We start from the raw sequence: 24,957 nt of genomic DNA, 5'->3' as shown, positions 1-24,957 counted from the left end.
TTTACAATGGAGGGATTTGCTGATGAATTGGTTACAAGAGCTGACGGGTACGGATAAGGCGGTCATTGCCATGTGCCATTTGCAGGCCATGCCGGGCGACCCGTACTACGACAAGGCCAAAGGTATGGATTACGTTGTGGAAATGGCCAGACGGGAGCTGCACGCCCTGCAGGATGGCGGAGTGGACGCGGTGATGTTCTCCAACGAGTTTAGTCTTCCGTATTTGACGGACGTAAGAACCGAGACCGTTGCGGCCATGGCCCGCATTATCGGGGAACTGAAAAGCGAAATCAAAATTCCCTATGGCGTCAACGTGCTGTGGGATGCCAAAAAGTCGATCGATCTGGCGGCGGCGACGGGAGCGCAGTTCGTGCGGGAGATTTTTACGGGGGTGTATGGCAGTGATTTCGGCTTGTGGAACACCAATGTCGGCGAAACCGTCAGACACCGGCAGGCCGTCGGCGCGGACAATGTGAAGCTGCTGTTCAACATCGTGCCGGAATCGGCCAGGTATATGGCCGCGCGCGATATTCGCGAAATTGCCGTATCCACCGTGTTTGTCGGCAAACCGGATGCCTTGTGCGTCTCCGGGCTGACCGCCGGGGCTCCGACGGACTCGCAGTCGCTGCGGATCGTGAAGGAAGCGGTGCCCGGCACGGTGGTGCTGGCGAATACCGGCGTCAACGCCGCTAATTTCCAGGAACAGTTGTCCATCGCGGACGGCGCGGTGATGGGTACGGCTTTTAAAGCAGACGGAAAGTTCGAAAACCAGGCGGATGTGTCGAGAGTGCGTTCGCTGATGGACCGGATCAAGGAGTTTCGTTCGGGGCTGAAGGGCTGACGCGGCAGCGGATGTACTAATAGTGGACCTCTAATTACGGGAGAGTGATTTTGACATGGAAGAAACATTAAAGCTGCTGGAGAAACTGACGTCGATCGGAGCGCCGAGCGGCAATGAGGTGCCGTTGGCCAAATATTTGAGCAACTATATGCGGAGTTTTGCCGAGGAAGTCGTGGTCGATCACCTGGGCAACGTCATGGGCCGGATTACCCCGCTCAGACCGGATGCGCCAAGGATTATGATTTCCGCGCATATGGACGAGGTCTCGTTCATGGTGCACAAAATTCAGCCGGACGGTTTTCTGAAAATTACCCGCAACGGAGGCATTCCAGAGAAAAATTTACTCGGGCAGCTCGTCGAATTGCTGGGGGACGAAGGACCGGTCAAAGGCCTGATCGGTACGCGTTCCCACCATTTGACGGGCATGGATCAGCGGTATCAGGTGGTGCCGATCGAGGACCTGTTTGTGGACGCGGGCTTCCGCAGCAAGGAGGAGGCGGAAGCGGCGGGGATTCGCGTCGGGACGCCGGTAGTATACAAGCGTACCTTTTTCCGCAGCGGCTCGCGGGTGTTCTCCAATGCGCTCGATGACCGGATCGGCATCACGGCCATGCTGGAGGCGGGAAAACGGCTGGCCAAAGAGCGGGTGGACGCGGAGGTTTGGCTGGTCGGCAGCGTACAGGAGGAATGGAGCTTGCGGGGGATTTTGCCGGCCACCCGGTATCTGAAGCCGGACATGGCGCTGTGCATCGACATTTATCCGGCGACGGATACGCCGGATTTGAACGCCAAAGCGGACCTTGGCCTCGGCAAAGGCCCGGTCATCAGCGAATACAACTTCCACGGCCGCGGCACGCTGATGGGGCTGATTCCTGATCAGGTTTTGCGCGATACGGCGATCGAGGCCGCGCGGCAGGGCGGCATTCCGATTCAGCGCGGCGCGCTGATCGGCGTGCTGACGGATGCTTCGTACGTACAGTATGAAGGGACGGGCATCGCCACTTTGGATATGGCGATCGCGGCCCGCTATTCGCATTCGGCCGTTGAGAGCAGCGATATTGAAGATTTGCGGCAACTGATCGATCTGATCGTCCGTACGACCCTGTTATGGCCGGCGATGCCGAAGAAGACGCGCAAGGACCTGATTCTCAGCTAACGAAAGGAGGGAGAACTCATGGGCTTTATTTCGGCCTCTTTTCCGAGAGAATTGACGATCCCTTGGCTGCGGGAAGGGTATTTGAGCGGAGCGTTTACGCCTGCGGACGTGGTGGGCGAGATACTTCGCCGCGTCGGGGAAGACCGCGGGATGAACATTTGGATCGCGCCGCCGTCTCCGGAGTCGGTGGCCCCGTATCTGGAGCGCCTGCGGGACGCCGATCCGGCAGTCATGCCGCTGTGGGGCATCCCTTTTGCGATCAAGGATAACATCGACTGGACCGGGGCGGAGACGACGGCCGGCTGTCCGGCGTACGCGTACCGGCCGGACGAGAATGCGGCCGTCGTGGAACGCTTGATTGCCGCGGGCGCCCTCCCGCTGGGCAAAACGAATCTGGACCAGTTTGCCACCGGACTGGTCGGCACGCGCAGCCCTTACGGCGAGACGCATAATGCGCTGCGGCCGGAACTGATCAGCGGCGGCTCGAGCTCCGGTTCGGCGGTGGCGGTGGCCCGCGGGCATGCTGTTTTCGCCCTGGGCACGGACACCGCCGGCTCCGGCCGCGTGCCCGCCGCGCTGAACAACCTCGTCGGCTATAAGCCAAGCCTCGGGGCTTGGCCGGTGCGCGGGGTTGTTCCGGCCTGCGCGAGCCTGGACTGCGTGAGCGTGTTCGCGCACACGCTGGAGGATGCGCTCGCGGTCGACGGCGCCGTGCGCGGCCCGGACGCCCGCGACCCGTGGTCGCGCCCGCTCCCGCGGGCGGCGGCCCGGCTTCCGCGCAGGCTGTGCCTGCCGGATCAGCCGCCGGCCTTCTACGGCCCGTTCGCGGAGGCGTACCGCGCCGCATGGGAACAGGCGCTGCGGCGGCTGGAGGCGCTCGGCGTGCCGGTCGAATACGTCGACGCCGGCTTGTTCGCGGAAGCGGCCTCTCTCTTGTACGGCGGCCCGTGGGTCGCGGAGCGCTGGGCGGCCCTCGGCGGCTTCGTCGAAGCGCATGCGGAAGCGGTCTTTCCGGTGACCGGGCAGGTGCTGCGCTCCGGGGCGGACTCGCGGTATACGGCCGCCGCGCTGTTTACGGCGAAGCATCGCCTGCAGGCGCTTAAACTTGAGGCGCGCCGGTTGCTGGCGAATGCGGTGCTGGCGCTGCCGACTTGCGGCGGGACGTGGACGCGGCAGCAGCTTCGCGCGAATCCGGTCGGCGCCAACAGCGATATGGGCCGCTACACGAACCACTGTAATTTGCTGGACCTGTGCGCGGCGGCGATTCCTGCGGGTTTCGCGGGGAATGGGCTGCCGTTCGGAATAACGCTGTTTGGAACGGCGGAACAGGAAGCCTTGGTTTGTGGCTTGGCCAAGCTTTTCTTGAGCGAAAATCCAGGGGGAGCGGCAATGCCTTTGAAGGAAGCGGTTATATCTGCGAACGGACAAGGGGGATCAGATGGCGGGCAGGAAATATCCGCAAACCATCCAGTGGCGCTCCGCGCACCCGCATCAACGGCCACTGAAGCTGCTTCACCAAAGAACGGGGTGGAGGCTACCACGCGCGTGGCGGTCTGCGGCCTGCATATGCGCGGCTTCCCGCTGGAGCGGCAGATGCAGAAGCATGGAGCAGTGTTCCTGGAAGAAACAGTGACCGCTCCGGTCTACCGCATGATCAAGCTGCCAGCGGACCCGGCCAAGCCGGGACTGATCCGCGTAAGCCGGGGCGGAGCTTCCCTGCGGCTGGAGGTGTGGGAGATGCCCCTTCGTGAGTTCGGCGCATTTGCCGCCCAAATTCCGGCGCCGCTTGGAATCGGCAAGGTGGAACTGGAGGACGGAACGGCAGTTCCGGGTTTTATCTGCGAAGCGTATGCATCCGACGCCGCGGGAACGGAAGATATCACATCATCCGGCGGTTGGAGGCAGTTGCGTCAGCGTTGAAAGCTGCTGAAAAGCCGGGTAATGAAGCGGGTTTGCTCCTAGCTAACGGACCCCAGAGACTCTAACTGGCCCCAAAACAGCGGCTCCTAAACTTTAAACGGACACAGGAGCCGGATTCCCTGCAAATCCGCAGATATTACCTTGTTTGCAGCTAAATAGGGTTAACTGTGTCCGTTAAAATGGGAAATAACCAGGAAATGAGCGATTAGCGTCATTTGGGTCCGTTACGTTCGAACTGAAGATGAAAATAGCGAATTTCGAATACGGGTATACGAAAGCGCACAGTTTATAACTGGGCGCTTTTCTTTTGCTTTAATGAGAAAAGTATAGTAAAATACAAAAATATAGTTAATATAATGAAGCGGGGGACCGATCATGGAAATTGGAATCAGCACGTTTGTGGAAACGACGCCGGACGTTGTCACCGGCGAAGTCATCAGCCATGCCCAGCGGCTGCGCGAGGTCGTGGAGGAGATTGTTATGGCCGACCGGGTGGGGCTTGACGTTTTTGGTGTCGGCGAGCACCACCGGAAGGATTACGCAGCGTCTTCGCCGGCCCTCGTACTGGCGGCGGCCGCGCCGCAGACGAAACGGATTCGCCTCACCAGCGCGGTGACCGTATTGTCGTCGGACGATCCGGTCCGGGTGTTTCAGGATTTCGCCACGCTTGACGGCATCTCGAACGGACGCGCGGAGATTATGGCGGGGCGCGGTTCTTTTATCGAGTCCTTTCCGCTGTTCGGATATGATTTGAACGATTACGACGAACTGTTTGATGAGAAGCTGGACCTGCTGCTCAAGCTGCGGGAGTCGGAAAAAGTAACCTGGCAGGGCAAACACCGCCCGGCGATTCAAAACCTGGGCGTCTATCCTCGCCCGGTGCAAAATCCGCTGCCCGTGTGGATCGGCAGCGGCGGGAATACCGAGTCCGTCGTCCGGGCCGGGGTGCTTGGACTGCCGCTGGTGCTGGCGATCATCGGCGGCCGTCCCGTCCAGTTTGCGCCGCTGGTGAAGCTGTATAAACGTGCCGCGGCCGAGGCCGGACACGATGTTTCCAAGCTGACGGTGGCATCGCATTCGCACGGGTTTGTCGGAGACAAGCTGGACGAGGCGGTCGAGAAGTTTTTTCCGCCGACCCAGGCCGGCATGAACATCGTCGGCCGGGAGCGGGGCTGGGGTTATTACAGCCGCGCCACCTACGATGCGGCCCGCAGCTTGGAAGGCGCGCTGTACGTCGGCGATCCGGAGACGGTTGCGGCCAAAATCATCTATCTGCGTAAAAACGTCGGCATTACCCGCTTTATGCTGCACTGTCCGCTCGGCACGATGCCTCATGAGGACGTCATGAGATCGATCGAACTGCTTGGCACCGAGGTGGCGCCGCGGGTCCGCGAGGAAATCGCCCGCTGGGAAGCGGAAGGCGGGGAAGTGGAGTAAGTTAAAACCAAAAAGCGCGAGTAATAGGGGAATGTGTCCTTGTCCACTATGCTCGCGTTTTTTTACCTTGCGAAGGTAGAGAGGGGGGAAGAGGAAACTGGGGGCTAAGGGACACCAGAGCCGTTATTTAAGGAAAAACGGAGGTTTGCAAAATGTAACGGACACAGATGACCTTATTCACCTCAAATCGGCCTGGATGAACGGGTTTGGAGCGGAATAGGGGCGTTTGTGTCCGTTAGGCTGGGAAATACCCGGGAAATGGGCGGATAAGGTCGCTAGTGTCCGTTAGAGCAACGTCCAAAGTAGAAGTCAGAGCCAATGCATTTATTTCCTGGTTAACTCTCCGCCCGGAACGTCTTCCCCAGCCGCTCCCCCAGGCCGAAATAGTGGCGGAAGTTGTAGATGAGCGGACTCCATTTGCGCGGATCGATGCGGTTTTCGTCCAGGATGATGTCCCGGTGGGCGTGAACCCGGACCGCCCGGGTTTCGACGATGGCGAAATCCGGGGAATGTTCCGGGACACGCAAGGACAGGACCTCGGCTTCGATCTGCAAGGGACATTCCTGAATGCGTGCGGGTTTTACTTGAAGTGATGCCGCAGGCGTTAAGCCGCTGACCGCAAACTTGTCCTTTTCGAAGGCAAAGCCCATATTCCGCTTCGCTTCGGGCACCGGATTTTTGCCGGTCGTCGGGGCCAGTCGCTCTACGTTCTCCCACATGGACGGGCTGGGAAGATTAATGACGCATTCGCGGTGCCTGTCCAAATTTTCCGCCGCTTTCCCGCCCAGGCCAATGCCCAGCACGATGATATCTCCCAGCGCCCACGAGGAAGAGATCGGGCTGATATTGACGGTGCCGTCCTCGTTTAGCGTACTCAGCAAAATTACCGGAGTTCCGTAATATAAAATTTTGGGCTGGATTACCCTGGTTTCAGGCGCCCCTGCTTCCGTGTTATTTGTGATTTGTTTCATCTTAGCTCCTCCTTCAATAACTTCCTCCGAACTTCTCTCCCATTGTATAATAAGGACATTTCCACTATGATCGAAGTATGGAATGCACTGAAACGAACGTCCTGATAAACAAAGCCAATAATTAGGAGGTAACAACTTATGGCAATCGTGAACACCAATGTGGCGCTCATCGCCTCGATGGTCAGTGACGCCTCCCGTTCGGCCATACTTACCGCCCTGATGGACGGAAGGTTCCACGCGGCCGGGGAGTTGGCCCAGATGGCGGGCATCCAGCCGCAAACGGCAAGTTTTCATTTGGCCAAAATGGTTGATGCCGGGATGATTACCGTCGAAAAGCAGGGAAGACACCGGTATTACGGCATCCGGGATCCGGAGGTCGCGCAGGTGATGGAATCGTTATTGTCCATTGCGCCGCCGGTGAAGATCAAATCGCTTAGGCAATCATCGGAAGATCAAGCGCTGCGCCGCGCGCGCACCTGTTACGATCATCTGGCCGGAAGCCTGGGGGTAAGCTTGACCCAAAGCTTGGTCCGGGAAGGGATTTTGCTGGAAGATGCGAACGGTTTTGAAGTGACGAAAAAAGGGGAGGCTTTTTTTGAAAATTTTCAAATCGACCTGAACCGGGTGCAAAGCAAACGCCGCTCCTTTTCCCACAAATGTCTGGATTGGAGCGAACGGCGCCATCATTTGGCCGGAGCGCTGGGCCACGCCCTGCTGGAAAGGCTGCTGGAGCTAAATTGGGTGCAGCGTCTGCCGAATACGAGAGCGGTCAAAATTACACCGCAAGGCAAGGCGGGCTTGAAAGAAGCTTTCGCCCTGGCAATGGAGGATTAACGGCTTCCGTCTGGCAAAATAAAAGGGGCAAGCAAAGGGGCATCTCCTGAACAGACCGTTTTCGGCCTGAAGGGATTGCCCCTTTTCAATAAGATGCGGTTCCTAGATTCGCTCCTGCAAAAACAGTTTGATTTTCTCCAGCGTTGCGGCCGTTTCGATATTTTGCAGCAAAAAGTCGCTTTCCCGCTTGTAAATCACCTGGTCGGAGTAATTCCGCAAATATTCTTCGAGCACCTCGGAAGGCGCGCCTTCCCGCTCCAGGCGAAGCCGGATATCTTCCTTGGTGACGTACAGAAAAATCCGGACGGCGTTTTCGCCGTACAACTTCCGGAATGTCTGGACACCTTCGTGGTTAACGACGACGATCGCGGCCTGATGCTGCTGCAGCGCCCGGTCCAGCTCATGCTTTGAAATGCCGTAGCTGCCCCGTTCGAGGCGGACGGACTCGCAGAGCTCGTCTTTTTCCTGAAGCGCCCGAAATTCCGCGTCGGTGATGAAATGATAATGCTCCCCGTCCTGTTCGCCCGGGCGAGGCGCGCGCGTCGTGTAAGGAAGCACATAAGGAACGCCCAACCCGGAGCTTAACCGCTTGGCAATGTCTTTGCGCCCCGATCCGCTCGTTCCCGTGATGATAATGACCTGTTGCTTCGCCTCCCCGCCGGCCTCGCCGGGTGTGTTCGCCGGCTCAGGCGTGTTGACCGGTTCGGGGGATACGGGGGAAGTTTTTGATGATTTCAGCCATTTCCACATCGTTCTCCATGCCCGCAGCAAAACTAAGCTTACATCCTGCGGCGCACGGATTCACCTCCTTGCTGTAAAATTTTCTCTATACCTAATATTTCGGCAGAAATTGGCAAACTCGTTACGTGCGCGGGCGAAATTGTAGTGCCGAATTAAGCGGCCGGTTCAGGAGCTTTATCGAGCAGCATCCGGATCTTGAAGCCCTACGTCCGTCCGGGGAGTTTACGGCGCGGTACGCGGATTTCATCCAGCATCTCGTCAACCATGGGACGTATCATCGGGGGAACGTTACGGCGATGCTGAGACAGTTGGGTCATCCGGGGACGCCGACGGATTTTGGTTTTTATTTGTACACCAGCTCCGCTGAGGAAGTGGGGGAAGTCTAACGAAAGGCAAAAGTGCAGGTGATTTTCGTCGAAATTCCTCGAAACAGGTGGTTCAGATGCAAAAGTGCAGTTCATTTCCGGTCATATGCTACTTTTTTGTCGGAAAGCCCTAAAAGAGATGTATTTTTGCATTTCAATCGCTCTAAAGTGGTAATTTATAGAAAATAGAATGCACTTTTGCAGTTGATCCCATCGGGTCGCCCTTCTTCCATGAAAAACGGATAAACTCGTAAACTCGGCTGCAGGCCTTGACCAAATCTGGCTTGGTGTGTTGGCCCAAATAAATTTTATAATTTAAAAAAAGACCCGCGGAAAAGGCTTAAAAAAGCATTTCCGCGGATCTTTGCGTTTCAGGATTCGCCTACCCGGCGCCGCCGGCTCTAAAATACCCGGCGCGCGGTCACGAACCGGTTCCGCCACTGTCCGTCAAATTCCCCGACATGCACGCCCAGCTCATTGGAATAGGTGTGGAGGATTTTGTTGTTCCCGGCATATATGCCGACATGGCCGATATCCAGCCCGCGTGAGCTGAAAAAGAGCAAATCGCCTTTGCGCAGTTCATTCACGCCGACCTCTTTGCCTTCTTCGGCTTGGTTATAAGAGACGCGCGGCAACTCGATCGACAGCACCTCCTCAAATACGTGCTTAACAAAAGAAGAGCAGTCGAATGTTTTCGTTTGATTCGGAGAAGCTCCGAATTCGTAAGGCGTTCCCTCGAAGGTTTTGCCGTAAGCGATCAGCTTGTCCGCTTGTTTTTCCGCTAATTCGTCGCTGGTGTAATCGGTGTATTTCGGCTTGGCGGACACATATCCGCTAATTGCCTCCGGAGTGCGCGCCTCCAGCCAGAAGGCCCCGACCTCACGGACTACGTGAATCTTGCTGCCGGCGGGCAGCAGTTTAACGCTGTCGCTTTCCGCGTCCGGCTTGCTGCGAAGGTAAACCCCCTGCTCAATCGTCGTTTCATAATCGAAAGCCGAAGCGATCCGCACCTTCCGTCCGGCTCCGTCCCATTCCACCTCGCTGCCCAGCGCTTCGCTCACGAAGCGGAGCGGAACTAGCGTGTGGCCGTCCGCGATTTGCCCGGGAACCGTGAGCGCCAACGTCCGCCCGTTTAGCTGCGCCTCCCGCTGGCCGATCCGGTAAACAAGCGTCATGCCGTCTTTGGCCGCCGTCACTGTTTTGTTCTCCCCGTTCCATGCCGGCTTCGCTCCTAAAGGTTCAAATATGTCGCGGATGGGGACGAGCACGGTTCCGTTGACCAAGACCGGCGGGACTTCAGGTCCAAGCGGCTTCCCGTCCAGTTCTATGGCAATGCGGCTGTCCGTACCGGCTTGCACCTGCTGGGCCGTGCCGGCGGCGGCCGCCTCCGCCGAAGCGGACAACACCAGGGAGGCCGCCAGCATACACGTTATCGTGCTTTTTCGTTTTGTCATAAGATCACCTATTTCTGGATAGTCTTATATATTTAAACGGAGCCGGTATGGTTTTGTTTTATAGTAAATATTACCTATACGCCGGTATGATCCGCTCCAAGCCGTTCATGTATTTGCGCAGCGCCCGCGGAATGCGGATGCTTCCATCCTCCTCCTGGTGGTTCTCCAGCAGCGGGATCAGAATGCGGGGCGAGGCCACCGCCGTGTTGTTCAATGTGTAGCAGTACTGCAATTTGCCGCTGTGATCCTTGAACCGGATGTTCGACCGGCGGGCCTGAAAATCGAGCAGCTGCGACGACGAATGGGTCTCCCCGTACGACGCCCGGCTCGGCATCCACGTCTCGATATCGTATTGTTTGTATGTTTTTTGCGACATGTCGCCGCTGCAGACAGCCATCACCCGATAGGGAAGCTCCAGCAGCTGCAGGAGTTCCTCGGCGTTTTCCGTAATTTCCTGAAAAAGCTGCTCCGACACCTCCGGATCATTTTGGCAGAGAATGACCTGCTCCACCTTCGAAAACTGGCGAACCCGGTACAAGCCGTGCACGTCTTTGCCGGCCGAGCCCACCTCGTTCCGGAAGCAAAGCGATGCCGCGGCAAGCTTGAGCGGACGGGTGACATCGACGATGTCATCCTCGAAATATGAGACAAGCGGTACTTCCGATGTGCCGGCAAGCCAGCGGTCTTCATCGGCGATCCGGTAGGTCTGCCCTTGGCCAAGCGGGAAAAAACCGGTGTTATACATCGCCGCGGGCCGAACCATTAACGGCACCTCCAGCAGCGTAAAGCCTTTGGCCACTAGCAGGTCGACGGCCAACTGCTGCACCGCCCGGTGGAGCAAAACGCCCGTGCCGGTGAGGTAATAATTGCGGCTTCCGGCCGTTTTGACGCCGCGGGGAATGTCGATGAGGCGGTGCAGCTCGCCGAGCGCCACGTGGTCCCGCGGTTCAAAGCCAAACGCCGGCGGCTCGCAGGCCCGCTTGATCTCCACATTGTCGTGATCCGACAGGCCTATGGGTGTGTCCGGCGAAATCGGGTTGGGCACGAGCAGCATGAGCTCCCGATACTCCCGCTCCGCTTCCTGGAGTTCATGCTCCAGACCGGTGAGCCGGCGATTCAGCTTTTTGACCTCTCCTTTGCACGTTTCGGCCTCCTCCTCCGCGCGCTCCCGAATGAACCCTTGAATGCGCTGGGTCAACCGGTTTCGTTCCTGCCGTAAACGCTCGACCTCCAGCAGCAGCGCCCGGCGCTGATCGTCCCGGCGGAGCAGCTCGGGGATCGAGATATCAATCCCCTTTTGCTCCGCGATAAGTTGAACCTGTTCCTGATGCTCCCGAATCCACTTGATGTCTAACATGGCTATCCGCTCCTTTGTTATAAAAATACAAAAAGCGCTCGTCGTCCGATTGGGACGAGGAGCGCTTGTATTCTCGCGGTGCCACCCAAATTGACCAAACGGCCCTAAGCCGTTTAATCCACTTGCTTCCGCAGTAACGGGCGGATCCGGTTAACTTAGGGGGATTTTGCGCAGGGTTTGCCGTTTTCCCCTTGACGAAAACGCCTCCGAGTTGGATGCTCATCATAGGCATGATTCCGATATATTTTTCACAGTATAACGTAGATGATGTTTTTTATTCAAGGGGGAGGAGGGAATTTGATGAAAAAAATGTTGTTAACCGGTTTCGAGCCTTTTGGCGGCGAGCGAATCAATCCGGCCGTGGAGGCGATGAACCGGCTGAAGGGCCGGACCCTCGGCCCATACGTGATCGAAGGGATTGAGCTGCCGACGGTGTTCGGCAAATCAACGGACACGTTGATCGCGGCGATGGAGGAGATGGGGCCAGGCATCGTCATTTGTCTGGGGCAGGCCGGGGGCCGTGCCGAAATCTCGTTTGAGCGGATCGCCATCAACGTGGATGATGCCGCGATTCCCGACAACGCCGGGAACCAGCCGGTCGATTTGCCGATTGTGGTGGAGGGGCCGGCCGCCTATTGGTCGACGCTGCCCGTCAAGGTTATGGCGGACCAGCTCCGGGCCCATGGCATTCCGGCTTCGGTGTCCAATACGGCCGGCACTTTCGTGTGCAATCATTTGTTTTACGGGCTGATGCATCATATTGCCGTCAGCGGCCAGGCGATCCGGGGCGGCTTCATCCATGTCCCTTATCTGCCGGAACAGGCGGTGCGGCATCCCGGGGCCCCAAGCATGGCGCTGGATCAAATCGTCAGGGGCCTGGAGCTGGCGATCGTCGTTTTGACTTAGTCGGCGTCTAAACCCAGACCTTCAAATATAGCGGAACTTTATGTACTTATTATCCGAAACCCAGCATGCTTATCCCCATTAATGGTATTTTATGTACTTATTTTCCTGTGAACGGTCCAGAACGCGGGCATTTCCCCGCGACCGGGGAAAATAACGACATAAAATGCCTCTATTTCTCTCAAAGGAACGGATATCTCCGGAATAACGACATTTTATGGCCTTATGTCTTCTTCGTGACGGGCAGCGCTTCTACAACTAGCTTAATTCGCTCCACTTGCCCAACTCCCCCAACTCATCCCCCCATTTGCGCACTAACTCCACAAACTCCATTTACTCAATCCGCTCCACCGGCTCCACTCGTCTGACTCGCCGCCGCCTCCACACCGCCGCCGCGTTTCTCATGGTTCAGCAGCCAGCTTTTGCGCGACAGGCCGCCGCCGTAGCCGCCCAGCTCGCCATTCGAGTTGATGACGCGGTGGCACGGGATGACGATGGCGAGCTGATTGGCTCCGTTGGCCTGGGCTACGGCGCGGTAACCCGCCGGATTCCCTACGGCGACGGCCAGCTCAGCGTACGAGCGGGTCTCCCCGGGCGGGATTTGCTGCAGCTGCGCCCACACCTGCCGCTGAAAAGGCGACCCCAGCAAAAACAACGGGGTCTTGAATTCGCGCAATCGGCCGTCAAAATAAAGCGCCAGCTCTTTTTCGATCGAGCGGATCGGCGCGGTGACGCCGGGGATGACCGCCGCCTTCGTCCGTTGGCGAAGCCGCTCCACCTCGCGCTCCAGCCCGCGGCGGTCAACGAATTCCAGCAGATACAAGGCCGCCTCGTCAGCGATGGCGATCATCGGCCCCAGCGGCGTATCAAGCCAGGCCGCCCGCAAAATCCGGCCCTCCTCCAGCCGGGTCGGCGGCGCGCCCATGATCCGGGAAAACGCGTCGCGAAACCCGCTGCTCGATTCGTAGCCCGTGGACAGCTGGGCATCGATTACAGGCTGGCCGGAGCGGATATGCTTCATCGCCAGGCCCATGCGGCGGGCCCGGGCATATTCGACAAAGGTCATGCCGAAGCGCTTTTTGAATTGGCGGCGCGCCGTCGACGCATCGACGGAAAGCTGCCGGAAATCTTCGTCCCTCCAGCGCTTCTCGGGATGCTGCTCCACCGCTTCCACCAGCTGCCGGACGAGATCGGACGCCTCGCCCGGAGGGGACAGCGGGCGGCAGCGCTGGCATGGCCGAAAAGAAGCGAGCAGCGCTTCTTTGGCAGTCTCGAAAAATTCGCAGTTTTCGAGCTTCGGTTTCCGGGCCGGGCAAGTGGGGCGGCAGAAGACGCCGGTTGTTTTCACGCCGACGTAGAACAAACCTTCATACTCCGTGTTTTTTTCCAACAAAGCTTTATAAAATTCCTCTTTACGTTCCATGGGGATCATGCGCGGCCTCCCTGATATTGATTAGGTTAGTGTCCCATCTCAATGCGTTCTATCGTGTATAAATTATACCGCTCACCCGCCCAAGCCGCCGCCGAAAATCGGGCATCGATTTTTTTCGCTCCGGGCCTGTCCCGCAGGCGGTCGACACTTCCATTGTGGGCGGGTATGTTTTGTTATATGATATCATGGTGAACCAGGAATTCATGATCTAATGATTTTAAATATAGGGTGTGAGGGAAATGATGTATCCTAGAGACTTGAACTATAAAATGCCGGCCGAATGGGCGCCGCATGAGCGCACGTTTATTTCCTGGCCGGTGCAGGCATCGATGTGTTATCCCGGGCAGCACGACGCGGTCTGCCGGGGTTATGCCGAATTCGTCGCGGCGATCGCCGAATTCGAACCGGTGACGGTCGTCATCAATCCGGACGATTTGCAGAAGGTGCAGGAAATTTTCAGCGGCGGCAACCACCGCCATCCGATCGAATGCCTGCCGATCGCGCACAATGACGCGTGGCTTCGCGACAACGGCCCGACTTTCGTCGTGAGCGGCGAAGGCGAGCTGGCCGGGGTCAACTGGCGGTTTAACGCCTGGGGCGGCAAATATGCGCCATGGGATTTGGACGACGCGGTCGCGCCGCAAATTCTCGAAGCGCTGGACGTGAAGCGGTTTGACGCGCCGCTGGTGCTGGAGGGCGGCTCCATCCATACGGACGGCGAAGGCACCCTGCTGACGACGGAGGAGTGCCTGCTGAACACAAACCGGAACCCGGAAATGAGCCGGGAAGAGATCGAAACGGCCGTGAAAAACTTCGTGAACGCCGAGCAAATTATTTGGCTGAAGCGGGGCTTAAGCGGCGACGAGACGGACGGCCATGTCGACAACGTAGCTTGCTTTGCAGCGCCGGGTAAGGTGATTTTGCAGGTATGCACGGACCCGGAAGATGACAATTATGAGATTACGCAGGAAAACCTGGCGATCCTGAACGCCGCGGCGGACGCTAAAGGGCGCAAGCTGGAGATTATCCAAATTCCCCAGCCGCCGCGCACCTTTTATGAGGATAGCCGGTTAACGTTGAGTTATTTGAATTTTTATTTCGTCAACGGCGGCATCATTTTGCCGGTGTTCGGCGGCGCCGCGGCGGAAACCGACCGGCAGGCGGAGCAAATCTTAAGCGAGGCCTTTCCGGACCGCAAAATCCGCACGGTGGACGGCATGGCGATCATCCGCGAGGGCGGCAATGTGCACTGCACGACCCAGCAAATGCCGGCAGGACGGAGACGCGCTTAAATCAACAATTACAAAGGGGGAGCCCAGATGAGAAATGTGAAGGTGGCGGCCACGCAAATGAGCTGCTCCACGAATAAAGAAGAAAACATCGCCAAGGCGGATAAGCTGGTCCGCGAGGCCGCCCGGCAGGGGGCGCAGATCATTTTGCTGCAGGAGCTGTTCGAGACGCCTTATTTTTGCCAAAAAGAAAAATCGGACTATTACGTCCATGCAACAGAACTGGAGGAGAACGCGGCGATCCGGCATTTTCGCGAGGTGGCCAAGGAGCTGAAAGTGGTGCTTCCGATTAGCTTCTACGAAAAAAAGAACAACGCCCGCTACAATTCGCTGGCCGTGATCGACGCCGACGGCGAGTTGCTCGGACGTTACCGGAAAAGCCATATCCCGGACGGTCCGGGGTATGAGGAGAAGTTTTATTTTAACCCGGGCGATACCGGTTTTAAAGTGTGGAAAACGCGTTATGCCAAAATCGGCGTCGGCGTCTGCTGGGATCAATGGTATCCGGAAGCCGCGCGCTGCATGGCGCTGATGGGCGCCGAGCTGTTGTTCTACCCGACCGCGATCGGCTCCGAGCCGCAGGACGGCTCGATCGACTCCAAGGATCACTGGCAGATGTGCATGCTTGGGCATGCCGCCGCGAACCTGGTGCCGGTCATTGCTTCCAACCGCGTCGGCGTGGAAACGGATGAGGATTCGAGCATCACGTTTTATGGCTCGTCCTTTATCGCCGGGCCTCAAGGCAACAAAATCGCCGAAGCCGGCCGTACGGAGGAGACCGTGCTGACGGCGGAATTCGACCTCGATCAACTTGAGACGCAGCGGATCGAGTGGGGGATTTTCCGCGACCGCCGGCCGGATTTGTACAAAATCATCACTTCCTACGACGGCGAGCTTCGTTTCGACTAAGCGCATAATTTCATAGAAAATCAAGCCCCCAATTTCACTCGAACGCTGTGATTGGGGGCTTTTGGCGGTAGCACGTGGCGCAAGGCAGGATCATCCTTGCCCGTTCTTAATCTCCGGGTTGGCGTCGATGATCGCTTGCGCCGCCTGCATAAGCCGCGGGAGATAGTGCAGTCCCTCCCCGGCGCGGGCGAGAAGGCCAGGCCAAGCGTTGAACCGCTAAAATAGGCTCCCAGGAAATCCGCCTCCCGGGCGGCGTGCTCCGTCACCTACTTGGCGGCCGCCGTTCGTGCGGACCCGACTTTCATGAGCATCCTCCTCCATTTCATGGAACATCGACATTTCGATCACAGTCGAAGCGAAGCCGTGCTACAATCGGTATCGCTGCAGCAAGAAAACATAGGCCGCCCGCGCCCCCTCCTTCAGAATAGCGGAACTTTATGGTCTTATTTTCCGGGGTGAGGCATGATTCCTCTCCATTAGCGGAATTTTATGCCCTTATTTTCCAATGAACGGTGTAAAAAGCGGCCATATCCATACGGTTCAGGAGAATAACGCCATAAATTCCCTTTATTTCTCTTGAAGTGGGTGATCTCGCCGAATTAACGCCTTTTTTGGTCCTTATGTTTCAGCCTGAGGAGCAGTAGCATTGCATTAACTCTTACACAAGACATTGGGTGCCCTGATACTTTCCGGATTTGCCGATAAAGCTCCGGTTTTCGAAGCGCAATTAGGCCTGCCGGAAATCTAACGGTCGCAGCAGCTGTTATTTTACGAAAATAGACCTTTTCAAAAATCTAACGGTTGTCATCGCCGTTATTTGCCTGAATCTAAGCAAAATAGCCGGATTTCAGTGAAATAAGCGCCAGGGCAACCGTTAGAATTTGAAATCAACGTTTTTTGAACAAATAGCAGTTGTGGCAACCGTTAGAGTATGTAGTTCAGCTAAAAACGCTAAAAGAAAGAAGGGATTTGGAGTGGCGCGTCCGCTTTATTTTGCATTGATTTTATTAAGCCTGATTTGGGGAGGTTCCTTTTTCTTCATCAAAATTTTGCTGCCCGACTACGGCCCATGGGCGATCGCCTTCCTGCGGTCGGCCTTCGGGCTGGCGACGATCTCCGCGGTGATGCTGATCCTGCGCAAGCCGTTTGGCTTCCGCAGCATTCCCTGGCTGCCGATGGCCGTCATGGCGCTGGTGAACACCGCGATTCCCTGGGCGTTCATCGGTTTCAGCGAAACGCGGCTGACGAGCGGCATGGCCTCGGTGTTGAATGCCACGACGCCGCTGTGGACGCTGGCCGTCGGGGTGTTGTTTTTTCGCGCCGCCGCGGGCCGGAGGCAGTGGCTGGGGATGGGCATCGCCTTTATCGGAATCATCATTCTGCTCGGCGTAAGCCCGTCGTCGATCATCTCGGTTGATGGGATCGGCTTCGCTTGCATGCTGGCGGCCACCCTATGTTACGCGGTCGGCTCGCACCTGTCCAAGAAGCTCTCGGAAGGGCTGTCGATGTATCAGGTGACGTTCGGCACGCTGCTCTGCGCCATGCTCGGCAGCGGCGTCATGGCCGCGGCCACCGAAGGCGTCTCCCTGGCGCCGCTGGCTTCGCCCGCCACCCTCGGCGCGGTCATCGGCCTGGGCGTATTCGGCTCCGGCTTCGCTTATATTCTTTTCTATTTCATGGTGCAAAAAGGCAGCCCGCAATTTGCCACTACGGTCACCTATCTGGTGCCGGCCAGCGCGATTATCTGGGGATTCACGCTGCTCCATGAGCCGATTAGCTGGCGGCTGGTGGCCGGGCTTGTGTTTATCCTTGGCGGCGTCTACCTCGCCAACAAGAGCGGGGCGCGGACAGCCCGCTTGTCAAAGGCGGCTTGACCGTAAGGGGGATAGGCAGGATATTCGTATTCCATCCGTCTCACTTCTTTACAGAGGAACATTGGCATCGCCATACGTTATGCGCTTTCCGGCGGAATATGCCTATTCCCAAGCCAATTCGAACCATTCCTCCCCCAATGCCGGCCGCCGCTCGCGAATATGCCGCCATTCGTTTGTTCTCGAGTCATAGATGTAGTCTTGTTTCCACTCCTGAATATTCTCCGTGACCGCCCGGACCGCGGCGCCGATGAATGCGGCTTCCCGGTCGGTCATCATCGGATGAAGGGACACGCGGACCCAGCCGGGCTTCCGCGATAAATCGCCGGCGGCGATCAGGCGGGCGATCTGCCGGGACGAAACGTGGTCGATGCCCAGCAAATAATGGCCGTACGTTCCCGCGCAGGAGCAGCCGCCCCGGACCTGGATGCCGAAGCGGTCGTTCAGCAGCTTCACCATCAGGTTGTAGTGAACGGATTCCGTGACAAAGGACACGATCCCGAGCCGGTTCCGGCCGGGGCCGCCGAGAATGTGCAAGCCCGGAACGGATTCGAGCTCCCGCAGCAGCACCTCCGTCAGCTCCCGCTCGCGGCGCAGCATGCGTTCGATCCCCATCCGCTCCTTCAGCTTCAGGCACAACGCCGCGCGCACCGCCTGCATCACTCCCGGCGTGCCGCCGTCTTCCCGCGTTTCGGGGTCGGGCCAATACTGGTACTCACCCCAAGGATTGGTCCAGGAGACCGTGCCGCCGCCGGGATGATCGGGGACCGGATCAGCGCTCAGCTTCGCATCCATGACCAGCACGCCGCTTGTGCCCGGACCGCCGAGTAATTTGTGGGGGGAGAACAGAACAGCATCGAGCTTATCCTCCGGGGCTCCCGGCGGATGCATATCGATGCGTACATAAGGAGCGCTGGCGGAGAAATCGACCACGCTGATTCCGCCGTGCTCGTGCATGATCCGCGATAAACGGCGATAGGGCGTTTCAAAGCCAGTCACATTGGAGCAAGCGGTAAAAGCGCCCACCTTGACCTTCCGCTCACGGTATCGGCGGAGCAGCCGCTCCAGGTGCTCCGGATTGACGCGTCCGTCGGCCCCGGGCGGAATGCAGACCACTTCGCCGATCGTTTCCGCCCAGGAAATATGGTTGGAGTGGTGCTCCATATGCGTCACGAAAATGACCGGGCGGTCCCGCTCGGCCACCATGGATCGGACCGCCGCCTGCCAGCGCCGCGGTATTTTCAGTCCCAGCAGCCGCAGCAGCTTGTTCACCGCACCGGTCATCCCGGTCCCGGCAAACAGCAGCATATCGTCCGGACCGGCGTTGACGTGGCGTTTGATGATGCGCTTTGCCTCCTCGTAGGCGGCGGTCACCGCGGTGCCGGTCAGATTGGAACGCGTATGCGGATTTCCCGCGAACGGGCCGAACTCCTCGGCCAGTTTGGCTTCGATCGGCCGGTACAGACGGCCGCTGGCCGCCCAATCGGCGTAGAGCAGCCTTTGCCTTCCGTACGGGGAAATAAAGCTGTGGCGATAACCGATCGTATTTTCCCGATAAAAATGGAACTCATTTTCCTCCGCGATGATGCGCCGTCCGCTTCCCAACCCGTTTTCGGTTTCGTGCGCGGCGTTTCCGATTTTGGCCTGCAGCATGCCGTCTCTCCCCTTTAGCCTTCTTTTAACATCGGTTTAGGTTACGTACATTCGCCCAAAGGGGTTAAGCGGAGAATACAATTGTCAGGAAATTGTAATAATTTGGATAAGTCTCCCGGCTTGCTTCAAGTCTCTAGATAAACAGCTGGATATCGGATTCCAGCGCATCGCGCAGATAAGTTTGAGCATCGATGATCTCCAGTTCGGGAATGAACTCCTCCGGTTTGAGGCCCATAATCTCCACCGAGAGCTTGCAGCCGTAGAATTTGATGTTCTTTTTTCGCGCGCCTTTCAAAAAATGAATCAGCTTCGGCGCCTCGTTGTCTTCGATCATTTCCGTCAGCATCCGCTTGCCGAGCCCGCTGAAATTCATCCTGGATAAAGGCAGTTCCTCCGGACCTTTGGGTGTCATCCAGGTCATCAGTTTTTCGTACAGCGTCTTGTCCTCCAGAGTCATTTTGTCGGGATCGCGCACGAGAAACAGTCCCCAGAAGGCAAAAAACATCGTCACCTCCACCTCGATATCCCGCGCGGCATTGGCCAGGATAAGTCCGGCCATCGCTTTGTCGTATTCTCCGCTGAACATCAGCAGGTTCATTCTTTTTTGTCCCATCGTTTCCAGCCTCCATTGCTGCAAGATGACTCTAGTATGTTGTTGGCGGCGGCCGGTTATGCCGGATTCATGAATTGGCCGTACGGAGGAAACTCTTTTTCTTTATTGCAATTTAGGATTGACTGGTGTGGGATGATGGTTTTGGCGTACTTCCTGAAAAAGGACGGATTGGTCCAGGGACATGCCGGGTTTGAGCCCGAAAATACGCTCCAGATCGCCGATGGTAACGGGGCGGGCAGACTCCATCAGTTCGTATCCGATCTGACCGTTAGGTTCTAGAGTAGCCGTTTTCACGTCGCCGATGTTGGAGATGCCTATCTGCCTTAACCTTACCTCCAGCTGGTCGACGGTTATGCGCAGCTTGCGCATGTTGTTCGGTAGGACTTGTCCGTTTTCGATCACGGTGATGGAACGGCCGCTGAGCAAGCCCTCGAACCAGTCCCATTTCAACTGCAAGTATTCGACGACAATCAGCCAGAAGATAAATACCGACGCGGAAGCCAGCGCTTTCCATAGCGGATCAAAGGCGACCGGTTGGACGACCATAGTCCCGATCGAAATGATGATTACGGTGGTTGCGGCGGTCGATTGCGCAATCGACTTTCTGCCGGCAATCCGCAGCAGTGCGATCCCGGCCAGGACGAGAACCGAAGATTCCCATACCCAAGACCAATTCATCAGCGAGTTCCTCCTTATCCAATCAAAGAGTTCATGGTTAAGTTGGATTTTTTTACTTGAGTTTATGCAGTGGACGACCCCACTCCCTCCGCCCCTTATTGGAAAAATCAACCAGATTTTCGGAGATCGAACGCTTTTTTGAGCTTTCATTGGAATTATCCAATCGCACCACTCCGGCTGAAAATAGATTTCAATTCTATTGGATTTTTCCAATCAACCATTCGGTTTTAAGCCCCGCACGAGCGAAAATTTGGCGGGCAGCCGCCTTCGCATTTTTACTGCAACAAAACGAGGGCCGGTTTACGTCTTTTAAGATGGAGGTGAACGCGCCTTGCGGAAAATATGCGTTTGGTTTATGATCCTGATCTGTCTGGCGGGAGCGGGATGCCAGTCTCCGGACCCGGTGGAGCAAGCCGTTTCGAAGCCGGATTTGCAAGCGCCATTGGAGGTTCCGGACGAGCAGGACTTTTTCTCAGCCCGCATTTCCTTGCCGGAGCAAGTGGGCCTTAACGAGACTTTCAAGATCAAAGCCTATTTGAAAAACGAGCAGGATTTCGCGGTGGAGCTGCAAAGCCGGCCGGACATATTTCACTATGTGATCCAGGACGAGTCGGGGGAAAGAGTCAACACCGTCACGGTCATGGTTGACTCGGCCGTCATTCAGGAATTCCCGGCCGACAAGGAAATCTCCGAATCTTTTGCTTACAAAATCAACGAGCCAGGCACATATGAGGTGTATGGGATAGCCGAATTTACGATAAACAAAAACGGGGCTTCCAAAGACTACTCGATCGAAACCGAACATATGCAGTTTGAAGTAAGCGGTTAACCATTTGGTTGCTATTTTGCCGGCAATCGATACAATAGAACTTGAACCTTATTGATGAGTGTTCAAAAAGTCGGCTTTTTGAACAACCTCTTATAGAAATGTTGTGGTGAAACGATGGTATCGATCAAAGATGTGGCCAAGCGGGCCAACGTGTCGATTTCGGCGGTGTCCAAGACGTTAAACGGCTATTCCGACGTCAGCGAGTCAACAAGAAAAAAAGTGATGAAGGCCGCGCAGGAATTGAACTATTTCCCGAATATGCTGGCCAAAAATCTGAAGCACAAAGTAACGAAAACGATCGCGCTGATCATATCCAACTTTGAACAGGCCAACGGCAAAGACGGCCTGACGTTCCAGATTATGAGCGGCGTTTACGCCGCGGCCCAGCATTACCAGTATGAAGTCGTCATCTATACGCGGAGCTTGTCCGAGCAGCAGGACAAATCCTACTGGCAGTTTTGCCAGGAAAATAAAATCGCCGGGGTGGTTATTTCCGGCTTGCGCACAAGCGATCCTTATTTCGAGGAATTGGTGAACAGCAAGTTGCCGAGCGTCGTTGTAGATGCGAATATCGTCGGTCCCCATTCGGGCTCCGTGTCCACGGACAACCTCATCGCCGCCAAGGAGGCGGTGAAATATTTAATCAGCAAGGGCCATCGGGAGATCGGCTTGATCAACGGGCACCCGTTTGCCGCGGTTAGCGTGGATCGCCTCGAGGGGTATCGCCAAGCCCTGGAGGAAGCGGGGGTGCCGTACCGTCCCGAACGCGTGATCGACGCGAATTTTAACGAGGAAGAAGCCTACCAGGCCACTGAAGCTTATCTTCGGGACAACCCCGGGATCACCGCCGTTTTCGCGGTCAGCGATTTGATGGCGATCGGTTTTATGACCCGCTGCCGGGAACTGGGCATAGCGATTCCGGAACAGATATCGGTCATGGGATTTGACGATATCGTATTGTCCAGCTATACAACGCCCAGATTGTCGACCGTCAAACAGGACTTCACCCAAATCGGTTATTCCGCTTTTGAGCAGGTGGTTAACATGCTGGAAAAGCAAACGGCCGGGTATCATAAAATTCTTCCGTTCCAAATTGTTGACAGAGAGACGATAAAGGTGCAATAATGGAGTCGAAAACGTTTTCGATCTAGTAATACCTTTTTTATTTTGCTGACATCGAAATCGTTTTCGAATTTTTTCGATCATTTCGAAAACGATTTCGATTACGCTTTCAGAAAAAGAAAGAGATATGGAGTGGATGACTGCAATGCTTAACTACAACCCGGCAAGCACGGAAGAACTGCGAAACTGGATTTTCTCCGAGACCGAATTCGATCCGCTGGCGCTCGGAAAATGCGAAGCCGTAATGTCGCTTGGAAATGGCTACATGGGGCTGCGTTCGGCGACGGAAGAACCCTACATCGGTGAAAAAAGAAATTTGTTCGTCAACGGGACGTTCAACAAGTTTGATGAGTTTGAAGTGAGTGAATTGCCGAATGCGGCCGACCTGACCAAGCTCGACATCCGGGTTGACGGTACGCGCTTGTCGTTGCAGCTCGGAACGGTGACCGAATATGAACGCAGGCTCAATCTGCGGGATGGCGAGCTGGTTCGCAGCTTCGTATGGGAGCACCGGGGCAAAAAAATCGCCTTCATATTCCGGCGCTTCGTCTCTTTGGCCCATCTGCATCAGATCGGCATGCAGGTGGAGATCCGCTTGCTCCAGGGAGGCGCGAACCTCTCGATCAACTCGGGCATCGACGGCCAAGCTGGCAACAGCGGCAGCCAGCATTTTCATGAAGGCGAGAAGCGGATTTACGACAAAACGTATTTGGAACTCATTCAGAAGACAACGGAGTCGAAAATCGACTTCGTGCTTGGGGCGGCCCATCGCCTGGAACTCAACGGCAGCCAGGCCGATATTGTCCCTAAAATGGACATCGACCGCCGCAAGGTAGCCGTCACTTACTCGCTGGATCTGACGGAAGGGGACACGGTCGTATTTGAAAAGCTGGCCGCCGTTTACACCAGCCGCGACCGCGAGTTCGCCCAAGGCGCTGCACTGGACGCGCTTCGCCAAGCGGCGCTGAACGAACTGAAGGACATGCACCGCGCCGGATACGACGAATTGTTCCACCGGCACCGGGAAGCCTGGGCCGATGTCTGGAACCGGTACGACCTGTCGGTTCAATCGGAACATGCCTTCGATCAGCTGGCCGTCCGGTTTGCGGTCTACCATCTGGTCGTCATGACGCCCGCACATGACCGCCGCATGGGTATCGGCGCCAAAGGCTTAAGCGGCGAAGGCTACAAAGGCCATTCTTTTTGGGATACGGAAATTTTTATTTTGCCGTTCTATATTTATTCGAATCCCGAGGTTGCCCGCTCGCTGCTGGAATACCGTTACCTGGGGCTGGAAGGGGCGCGGGCCAAAGCGCGCGACAACGGCTTTGCGGGAGCGATGTATCCCTGGGAAGCGGCCTGGCCGAGCGACGGCGAAGTGACTCCCGTATGGGGGGCGGTCGATGTGGTTACCGGCGAGCAGACCAAAATCTGGTCCGGGTTTATCGAGCAGCATATTACCTCCGATATTGCGTACGCCGTCTGGCACTATTACCAGGCGACCGGAGACGGGGAGTTTATGCGCCGCTGCGGGTACGAGATCATCTTCGATACGGCCAAATTCTGGGCCAGCCGCTTGGAATGGAACGAGGACCGGGGCCGCTACGAAATCAACGAGGTTGTCGGGCCCGACGAATACAAGGAACATGTCGACAACAACGCGTTTACGAACTATATGGCCCACTTTAACCTGGAACTCGCTATGGAATATTACAACGTGCTGCAGGAGGAAGACAAGGAGCTGTTTACCGAGTTGAACGCGAAGCTTGGCTTGGAGCAGGCCGTGTCCGATTGGGCGGTGAAGGCGCAGCGCATTTATTTGCCTAAGCCAAATGAAGCGGGGATCATCCCGCAGGATGATACGTATTTGCAGAAAAAGATCATCGACCTTACCCCATACAAACAGCAAGAGAAGGTCGGCGGCATTTTCGACGATTACAATCTCGATCAGGTGGGAGAAATGCAGGTATCCAAACAGGCGGACATCATGATGCTGTTTTTCCTGCTGGAGAACCGCTTTTCCCCGGAAGTGAAAAAAGCCAACTACGATTACTACGAAGAAAAAACGCTGCACGATTCCTCGTTGTCCTTGTCGACGCACAGCATTCTGGCCAACGATCTCGGAGATCGCAGCCTGGCTTACCGGCTGTTCCAGCGGGCCGCCGAAATCGATCTCGGCCCCTATATGCATTCGTCCGACGCGGGCATTCACTCCGCATCGCTGGGCGGAGTTTGGGAGTCCGTGGTTATGGGTTTTGCCGGCGTGCGGATGCTGGGCGGCGAACTTCATGTGAACCCGAGTTTGCCGGAGGCGTGGGAGCAGCTTTCCTTCCCGCTGTATTGGCGGGGTGAACGCCTGCGGTTTACGCTGGACCGCCAGCACCTCCATATTCAAGCGGGGGACGCCAACGCGGAAGTTTCGCTGATCATACACGGACAACGCGTGCAGTTCACCGGCGAGTTGCATTACGATTATGAGTCGATCAAGCAATCCTAACGGACCACAGCGCCGTTATTTCGGCGAAATCAACCGTTTTCGAGCTGTAACGGACACCACAGACCTTATTTGGCGTTGATGTGCA

General features: G+C 56.6%; 21 protein-coding genes. 13 read left to right on the top strand and 8 right to left on the bottom strand.

Annotated features, from left to right (window positions below; translation table 11 throughout):
- Window positions 1–22: 22 nt before the first annotated feature.
- The 4 genes from EHV15_RS06640 (at window position 23) to EHV15_RS06625 (ending at window position 5,354) form a co-directional block, all read left to right on the top strand.
- Window positions 23–841 (top strand): BtpA/SgcQ family protein, encoded by an 819-nt coding sequence (locus tag EHV15_RS06640; RefSeq protein WP_128630541.1) that lies wholly within the window; start codon window positions 23–25, stop codon window positions 839–841.
- Window positions 842–896: 55 nt separating this feature from the next.
- A complete protein-coding gene (locus EHV15_RS06635) occupies window positions 897–1,997 on the top strand; it encodes a M42 family metallopeptidase (protein WP_128630540.1) in 1,101 nt (366 codons plus the stop codon).
- Between the two features lie 18 nt (window positions 1,998–2,015).
- Window positions 2,016–3,917: an allophanate hydrolase gene (gene atzF / locus EHV15_RS06630; RefSeq protein WP_128630539.1), complete on the top strand. Its 1,902-nt coding sequence runs from the start codon at window positions 2,016–2,018 to the stop codon at window positions 3,915–3,917.
- A gap of 375 nt (window positions 3,918–4,292) precedes the next feature.
- Window positions 4,293–5,354 (top strand): LLM class flavin-dependent oxidoreductase, encoded by a 1,062-nt coding sequence (locus EHV15_RS06625; RefSeq protein ID WP_128630538.1) that lies wholly within the window; start codon window positions 4,293–4,295, stop codon window positions 5,352–5,354.
- A gap of 335 nt (window positions 5,355–5,689) precedes the next feature.
- Here the strand turns inward: EHV15_RS06625 and EHV15_RS06620 are convergent, their stop codons facing one another.
- Window positions 5,690–6,325 carry a flavin reductase family protein gene (locus EHV15_RS06620; RefSeq protein WP_128630537.1) on the bottom strand — a complete coding sequence of 212 codons (636 nt, stop codon included), beginning with the start codon at window positions 6,323–6,325 and terminating at the stop codon, window positions 5,690–5,692.
- Between the two features lie 138 nt (window positions 6,326–6,463).
- Here EHV15_RS06620 and EHV15_RS06615 point away from each other — a divergent pair, with 138 nt between their 5' ends.
- Entirely contained in the window at window positions 6,464–7,159 is a 696-nt protein-coding gene (locus tag EHV15_RS06615) for an ArsR/SmtB family transcription factor (RefSeq protein ID WP_128630536.1), read from the top strand.
- Window positions 7,160–7,261: 102 nt separating this feature from the next.
- On the opposite strand, the gene EHV15_RS06610 is transcribed toward EHV15_RS06615, so the two are convergent.
- Complete coding sequence (locus EHV15_RS06610) at window positions 7,262–7,930, bottom strand: guanylate kinase (protein ID WP_246061358.1); 669 nt, start codon at window positions 7,928–7,930, stop codon at window positions 7,262–7,264.
- A 95-nt stretch (window positions 7,931–8,025) separates the two neighbouring features.
- Between EHV15_RS06610 and EHV15_RS06605 the strand changes: the two genes are divergently transcribed.
- Window positions 8,026–8,286 (top strand): DinB family protein, encoded by a 261-nt coding sequence (locus tag EHV15_RS06605; protein WP_425464427.1) that lies wholly within the window; start codon window positions 8,026–8,028, stop codon window positions 8,284–8,286.
- 380 nt (window positions 8,287–8,666) lie between these two features.
- On the opposite strand, the gene EHV15_RS06600 is transcribed toward EHV15_RS06605, so the two are convergent.
- Together EHV15_RS06600 and serS are read right to left on the bottom strand one after the other, a co-directional pair.
- Window positions 8,667–9,719 (bottom strand): C40 family peptidase, encoded by a 1,053-nt coding sequence (locus EHV15_RS06600; RefSeq protein ID WP_128630535.1) that lies wholly within the window; start codon window positions 9,717–9,719, stop codon window positions 8,667–8,669.
- Window positions 9,720–9,789: 70 nt separating this feature from the next.
- Window positions 9,790–11,076 carry a serine--tRNA ligase gene (gene serS, locus EHV15_RS06595; protein WP_128630534.1) on the bottom strand — a complete coding sequence of 429 codons (1,287 nt, stop codon included), beginning with the start codon at window positions 11,074–11,076 and terminating at the stop codon, window positions 9,790–9,792.
- Between the two features lie 300 nt (window positions 11,077–11,376).
- On the opposite strand from serS, the gene pcp reads away from it, so the two are divergent.
- Window positions 11,377–11,982: a pyroglutamyl-peptidase I gene (gene pcp, locus EHV15_RS06590; RefSeq protein WP_128630533.1), complete on the top strand. Its 606-nt coding sequence runs from the start codon at window positions 11,377–11,379 to the stop codon at window positions 11,980–11,982.
- 334 nt (window positions 11,983–12,316) lie between these two features.
- On the opposite strand, the gene EHV15_RS06585 is transcribed toward pcp, so the two are convergent.
- Complete coding sequence (locus EHV15_RS06585; RefSeq protein WP_128630532.1) at window positions 12,317–13,411, bottom strand: bifunctional transcriptional activator/DNA repair enzyme AdaA; 1,095 nt, start codon at window positions 13,409–13,411, stop codon at window positions 12,317–12,319.
- A gap of 242 nt (window positions 13,412–13,653) precedes the next feature.
- On the opposite strand from EHV15_RS06585, the gene EHV15_RS06580 reads away from it, so the two are divergent.
- From EHV15_RS06580 to EHV15_RS06570, 3 genes are all read left to right on the top strand, one after another.
- Window positions 13,654–14,703, top strand: a complete 1,050-nt coding sequence (locus EHV15_RS06580) for an agmatine deiminase family protein (protein WP_128635223.1) — start codon at window positions 13,654–13,656, stop codon at window positions 14,701–14,703.
- A 27-nt stretch (window positions 14,704–14,730) separates the two neighbouring features.
- Window positions 14,731–15,609: an N-carbamoylputrescine amidase gene (aguB, locus tag EHV15_RS06575; protein WP_128630531.1), complete on the top strand. Its 879-nt coding sequence runs from the start codon at window positions 14,731–14,733 to the stop codon at window positions 15,607–15,609.
- 974 nt (window positions 15,610–16,583) lie between these two features.
- Window positions 16,584–17,483 carry a DMT family transporter gene (locus EHV15_RS06570; protein WP_128630530.1) on the top strand — a complete coding sequence of 300 codons (900 nt, stop codon included), beginning with the start codon at window positions 16,584–16,586 and terminating at the stop codon, window positions 17,481–17,483.
- 102 nt (window positions 17,484–17,585) lie between these two features.
- On the opposite strand, the gene EHV15_RS06565 is transcribed toward EHV15_RS06570, so the two are convergent.
- From EHV15_RS06565 to EHV15_RS06555, 3 genes are all read right to left on the bottom strand, one after another.
- Window positions 17,586–19,133, bottom strand: a complete 1,548-nt coding sequence (locus tag EHV15_RS06565; protein WP_128630529.1) for an aminotransferase class V-fold PLP-dependent enzyme — start codon at window positions 19,131–19,133, stop codon at window positions 17,586–17,588.
- Window positions 19,134–19,266: 133 nt separating this feature from the next.
- Window positions 19,267–19,746 carry a DsrE/DsrF/DrsH-like family protein gene (locus EHV15_RS06560; protein ID WP_036618869.1) on the bottom strand — a complete coding sequence of 160 codons (480 nt, stop codon included), beginning with the start codon at window positions 19,744–19,746 and terminating at the stop codon, window positions 19,267–19,269.
- A gap of 102 nt (window positions 19,747–19,848) precedes the next feature.
- Window positions 19,849–20,424 (bottom strand): DUF421 domain-containing protein, encoded by a 576-nt coding sequence (locus tag EHV15_RS06555; protein ID WP_128630528.1) that lies wholly within the window; start codon window positions 20,422–20,424, stop codon window positions 19,849–19,851.
- Window positions 20,425–20,755: 331 nt separating this feature from the next.
- Between EHV15_RS06555 and EHV15_RS06550 the strand changes: the two genes are divergently transcribed.
- The 3 genes from EHV15_RS06550 to EHV15_RS06540 all read left to right on the top strand — a co-directional run bounded on the left by EHV15_RS06550 (window position 20,756) and on the right by EHV15_RS06540 (window position 24,872).
- Window positions 20,756–21,253 (top strand): hypothetical protein, encoded by a 498-nt coding sequence (locus tag EHV15_RS06550; protein WP_128630527.1) that lies wholly within the window; start codon window positions 20,756–20,758, stop codon window positions 21,251–21,253.
- Window positions 21,254–21,367: 114 nt separating this feature from the next.
- Window positions 21,368–22,378, top strand: a complete 1,011-nt coding sequence (locus EHV15_RS06545; RefSeq protein ID WP_128630526.1) for a LacI family DNA-binding transcriptional regulator — start codon at window positions 21,368–21,370, stop codon at window positions 22,376–22,378.
- Between the two features lie 142 nt (window positions 22,379–22,520).
- Window positions 22,521–24,872 carry a glycoside hydrolase family 65 protein gene (locus tag EHV15_RS06540; protein ID WP_128635222.1) on the top strand — a complete coding sequence of 784 codons (2,352 nt, stop codon included), beginning with the start codon at window positions 22,521–22,523 and terminating at the stop codon, window positions 24,870–24,872.
- The last annotated feature ends 85 nt before the right edge of the window (window positions 24,873–24,957 follow it).

The organism is Paenibacillus oralis, assembly GCF_003863965.1.
Lineage (GTDB): Bacteria > Bacillota > Bacilli > Paenibacillales > Paenibacillaceae > Fontibacillus > Fontibacillus oralis.
Note: the sequence above shows the minus strand (reverse complement) of the source record. Positions and strands in the feature narration are given on the sequence as shown.

Excerpts from the sequence above, each read along its gene's own strand:
- EHV15_RS06555 (WP_128630528.1), bottom strand. The coding sequence starts at position 20,424 with ATGAATTGGTCTTGGGTATGGGAATCTTCGGTTCTCGTCCTGGCCGGG.
- EHV15_RS06545 (WP_128630526.1), top strand. The coding sequence starts at position 21,368 with ATGGTATCGATCAAAGATGTGGCCAAGCGGGCCAACGTGTCGATTTCG.
- EHV15_RS06560 (WP_036618869.1), bottom strand. The coding sequence starts at position 19,746 with ATGGGACAAAAAAGAATGAACCTGCTGATGTTCAGCGGAGAATACGAC.
- EHV15_RS06585 (WP_128630532.1), bottom strand. The coding sequence starts at position 13,411 with ATGATCCCCATGGAACGTAAAGAGGAATTTTATAAAGCTTTGTTGGAA.
- EHV15_RS06600 (WP_128630535.1), bottom strand. The coding sequence starts at position 9,719 with ATGACAAAACGAAAAAGCACGATAACGTGTATGCTGGCGGCCTCCCTG.
- serS (WP_128630534.1), bottom strand. The coding sequence starts at position 11,076 with ATGTTAGACATCAAGTGGATTCGGGAGCATCAGGAACAGGTTCAACTT.
- EHV15_RS06565 (WP_128630529.1), bottom strand. The coding sequence starts at position 19,133 with ATGCTGCAGGCCAAAATCGGAAACGCCGCGCACGAAACCGAAAACGGG.
- EHV15_RS06635 (WP_128630540.1), top strand. The coding sequence starts at position 897 with ATGGAAGAAACATTAAAGCTGCTGGAGAAACTGACGTCGATCGGAGCG.
- EHV15_RS06620 (WP_128630537.1), bottom strand. The coding sequence starts at position 6,325 with ATGAAACAAATCACAAATAACACGGAAGCAGGGGCGCCTGAAACCAGG.
- EHV15_RS06640 (WP_128630541.1), top strand. The coding sequence starts at position 23 with ATGAATTGGTTACAAGAGCTGACGGGTACGGATAAGGCGGTCATTGCC.
- EHV15_RS06540 (WP_128635222.1), top strand. The coding sequence starts at position 22,521 with ATGCTTAACTACAACCCGGCAAGCACGGAAGAACTGCGAAACTGGATT.
- atzF (WP_128630539.1), top strand. The coding sequence starts at position 2,016 with ATGGGCTTTATTTCGGCCTCTTTTCCGAGAGAATTGACGATCCCTTGG.
- aguB (WP_128630531.1), top strand. The coding sequence starts at position 14,731 with ATGAGAAATGTGAAGGTGGCGGCCACGCAAATGAGCTGCTCCACGAAT.
- pcp (WP_128630533.1), top strand. The coding sequence starts at position 11,377 with ATGAAAAAAATGTTGTTAACCGGTTTCGAGCCTTTTGGCGGCGAGCGA.
- EHV15_RS06625 (WP_128630538.1), top strand. The coding sequence starts at position 4,293 with ATGGAAATTGGAATCAGCACGTTTGTGGAAACGACGCCGGACGTTGTC.
- EHV15_RS06615 (WP_128630536.1), top strand. The coding sequence starts at position 6,464 with ATGGCAATCGTGAACACCAATGTGGCGCTCATCGCCTCGATGGTCAGT.
- EHV15_RS06580 (WP_128635223.1), top strand. The coding sequence starts at position 13,654 with ATGTATCCTAGAGACTTGAACTATAAAATGCCGGCCGAATGGGCGCCG.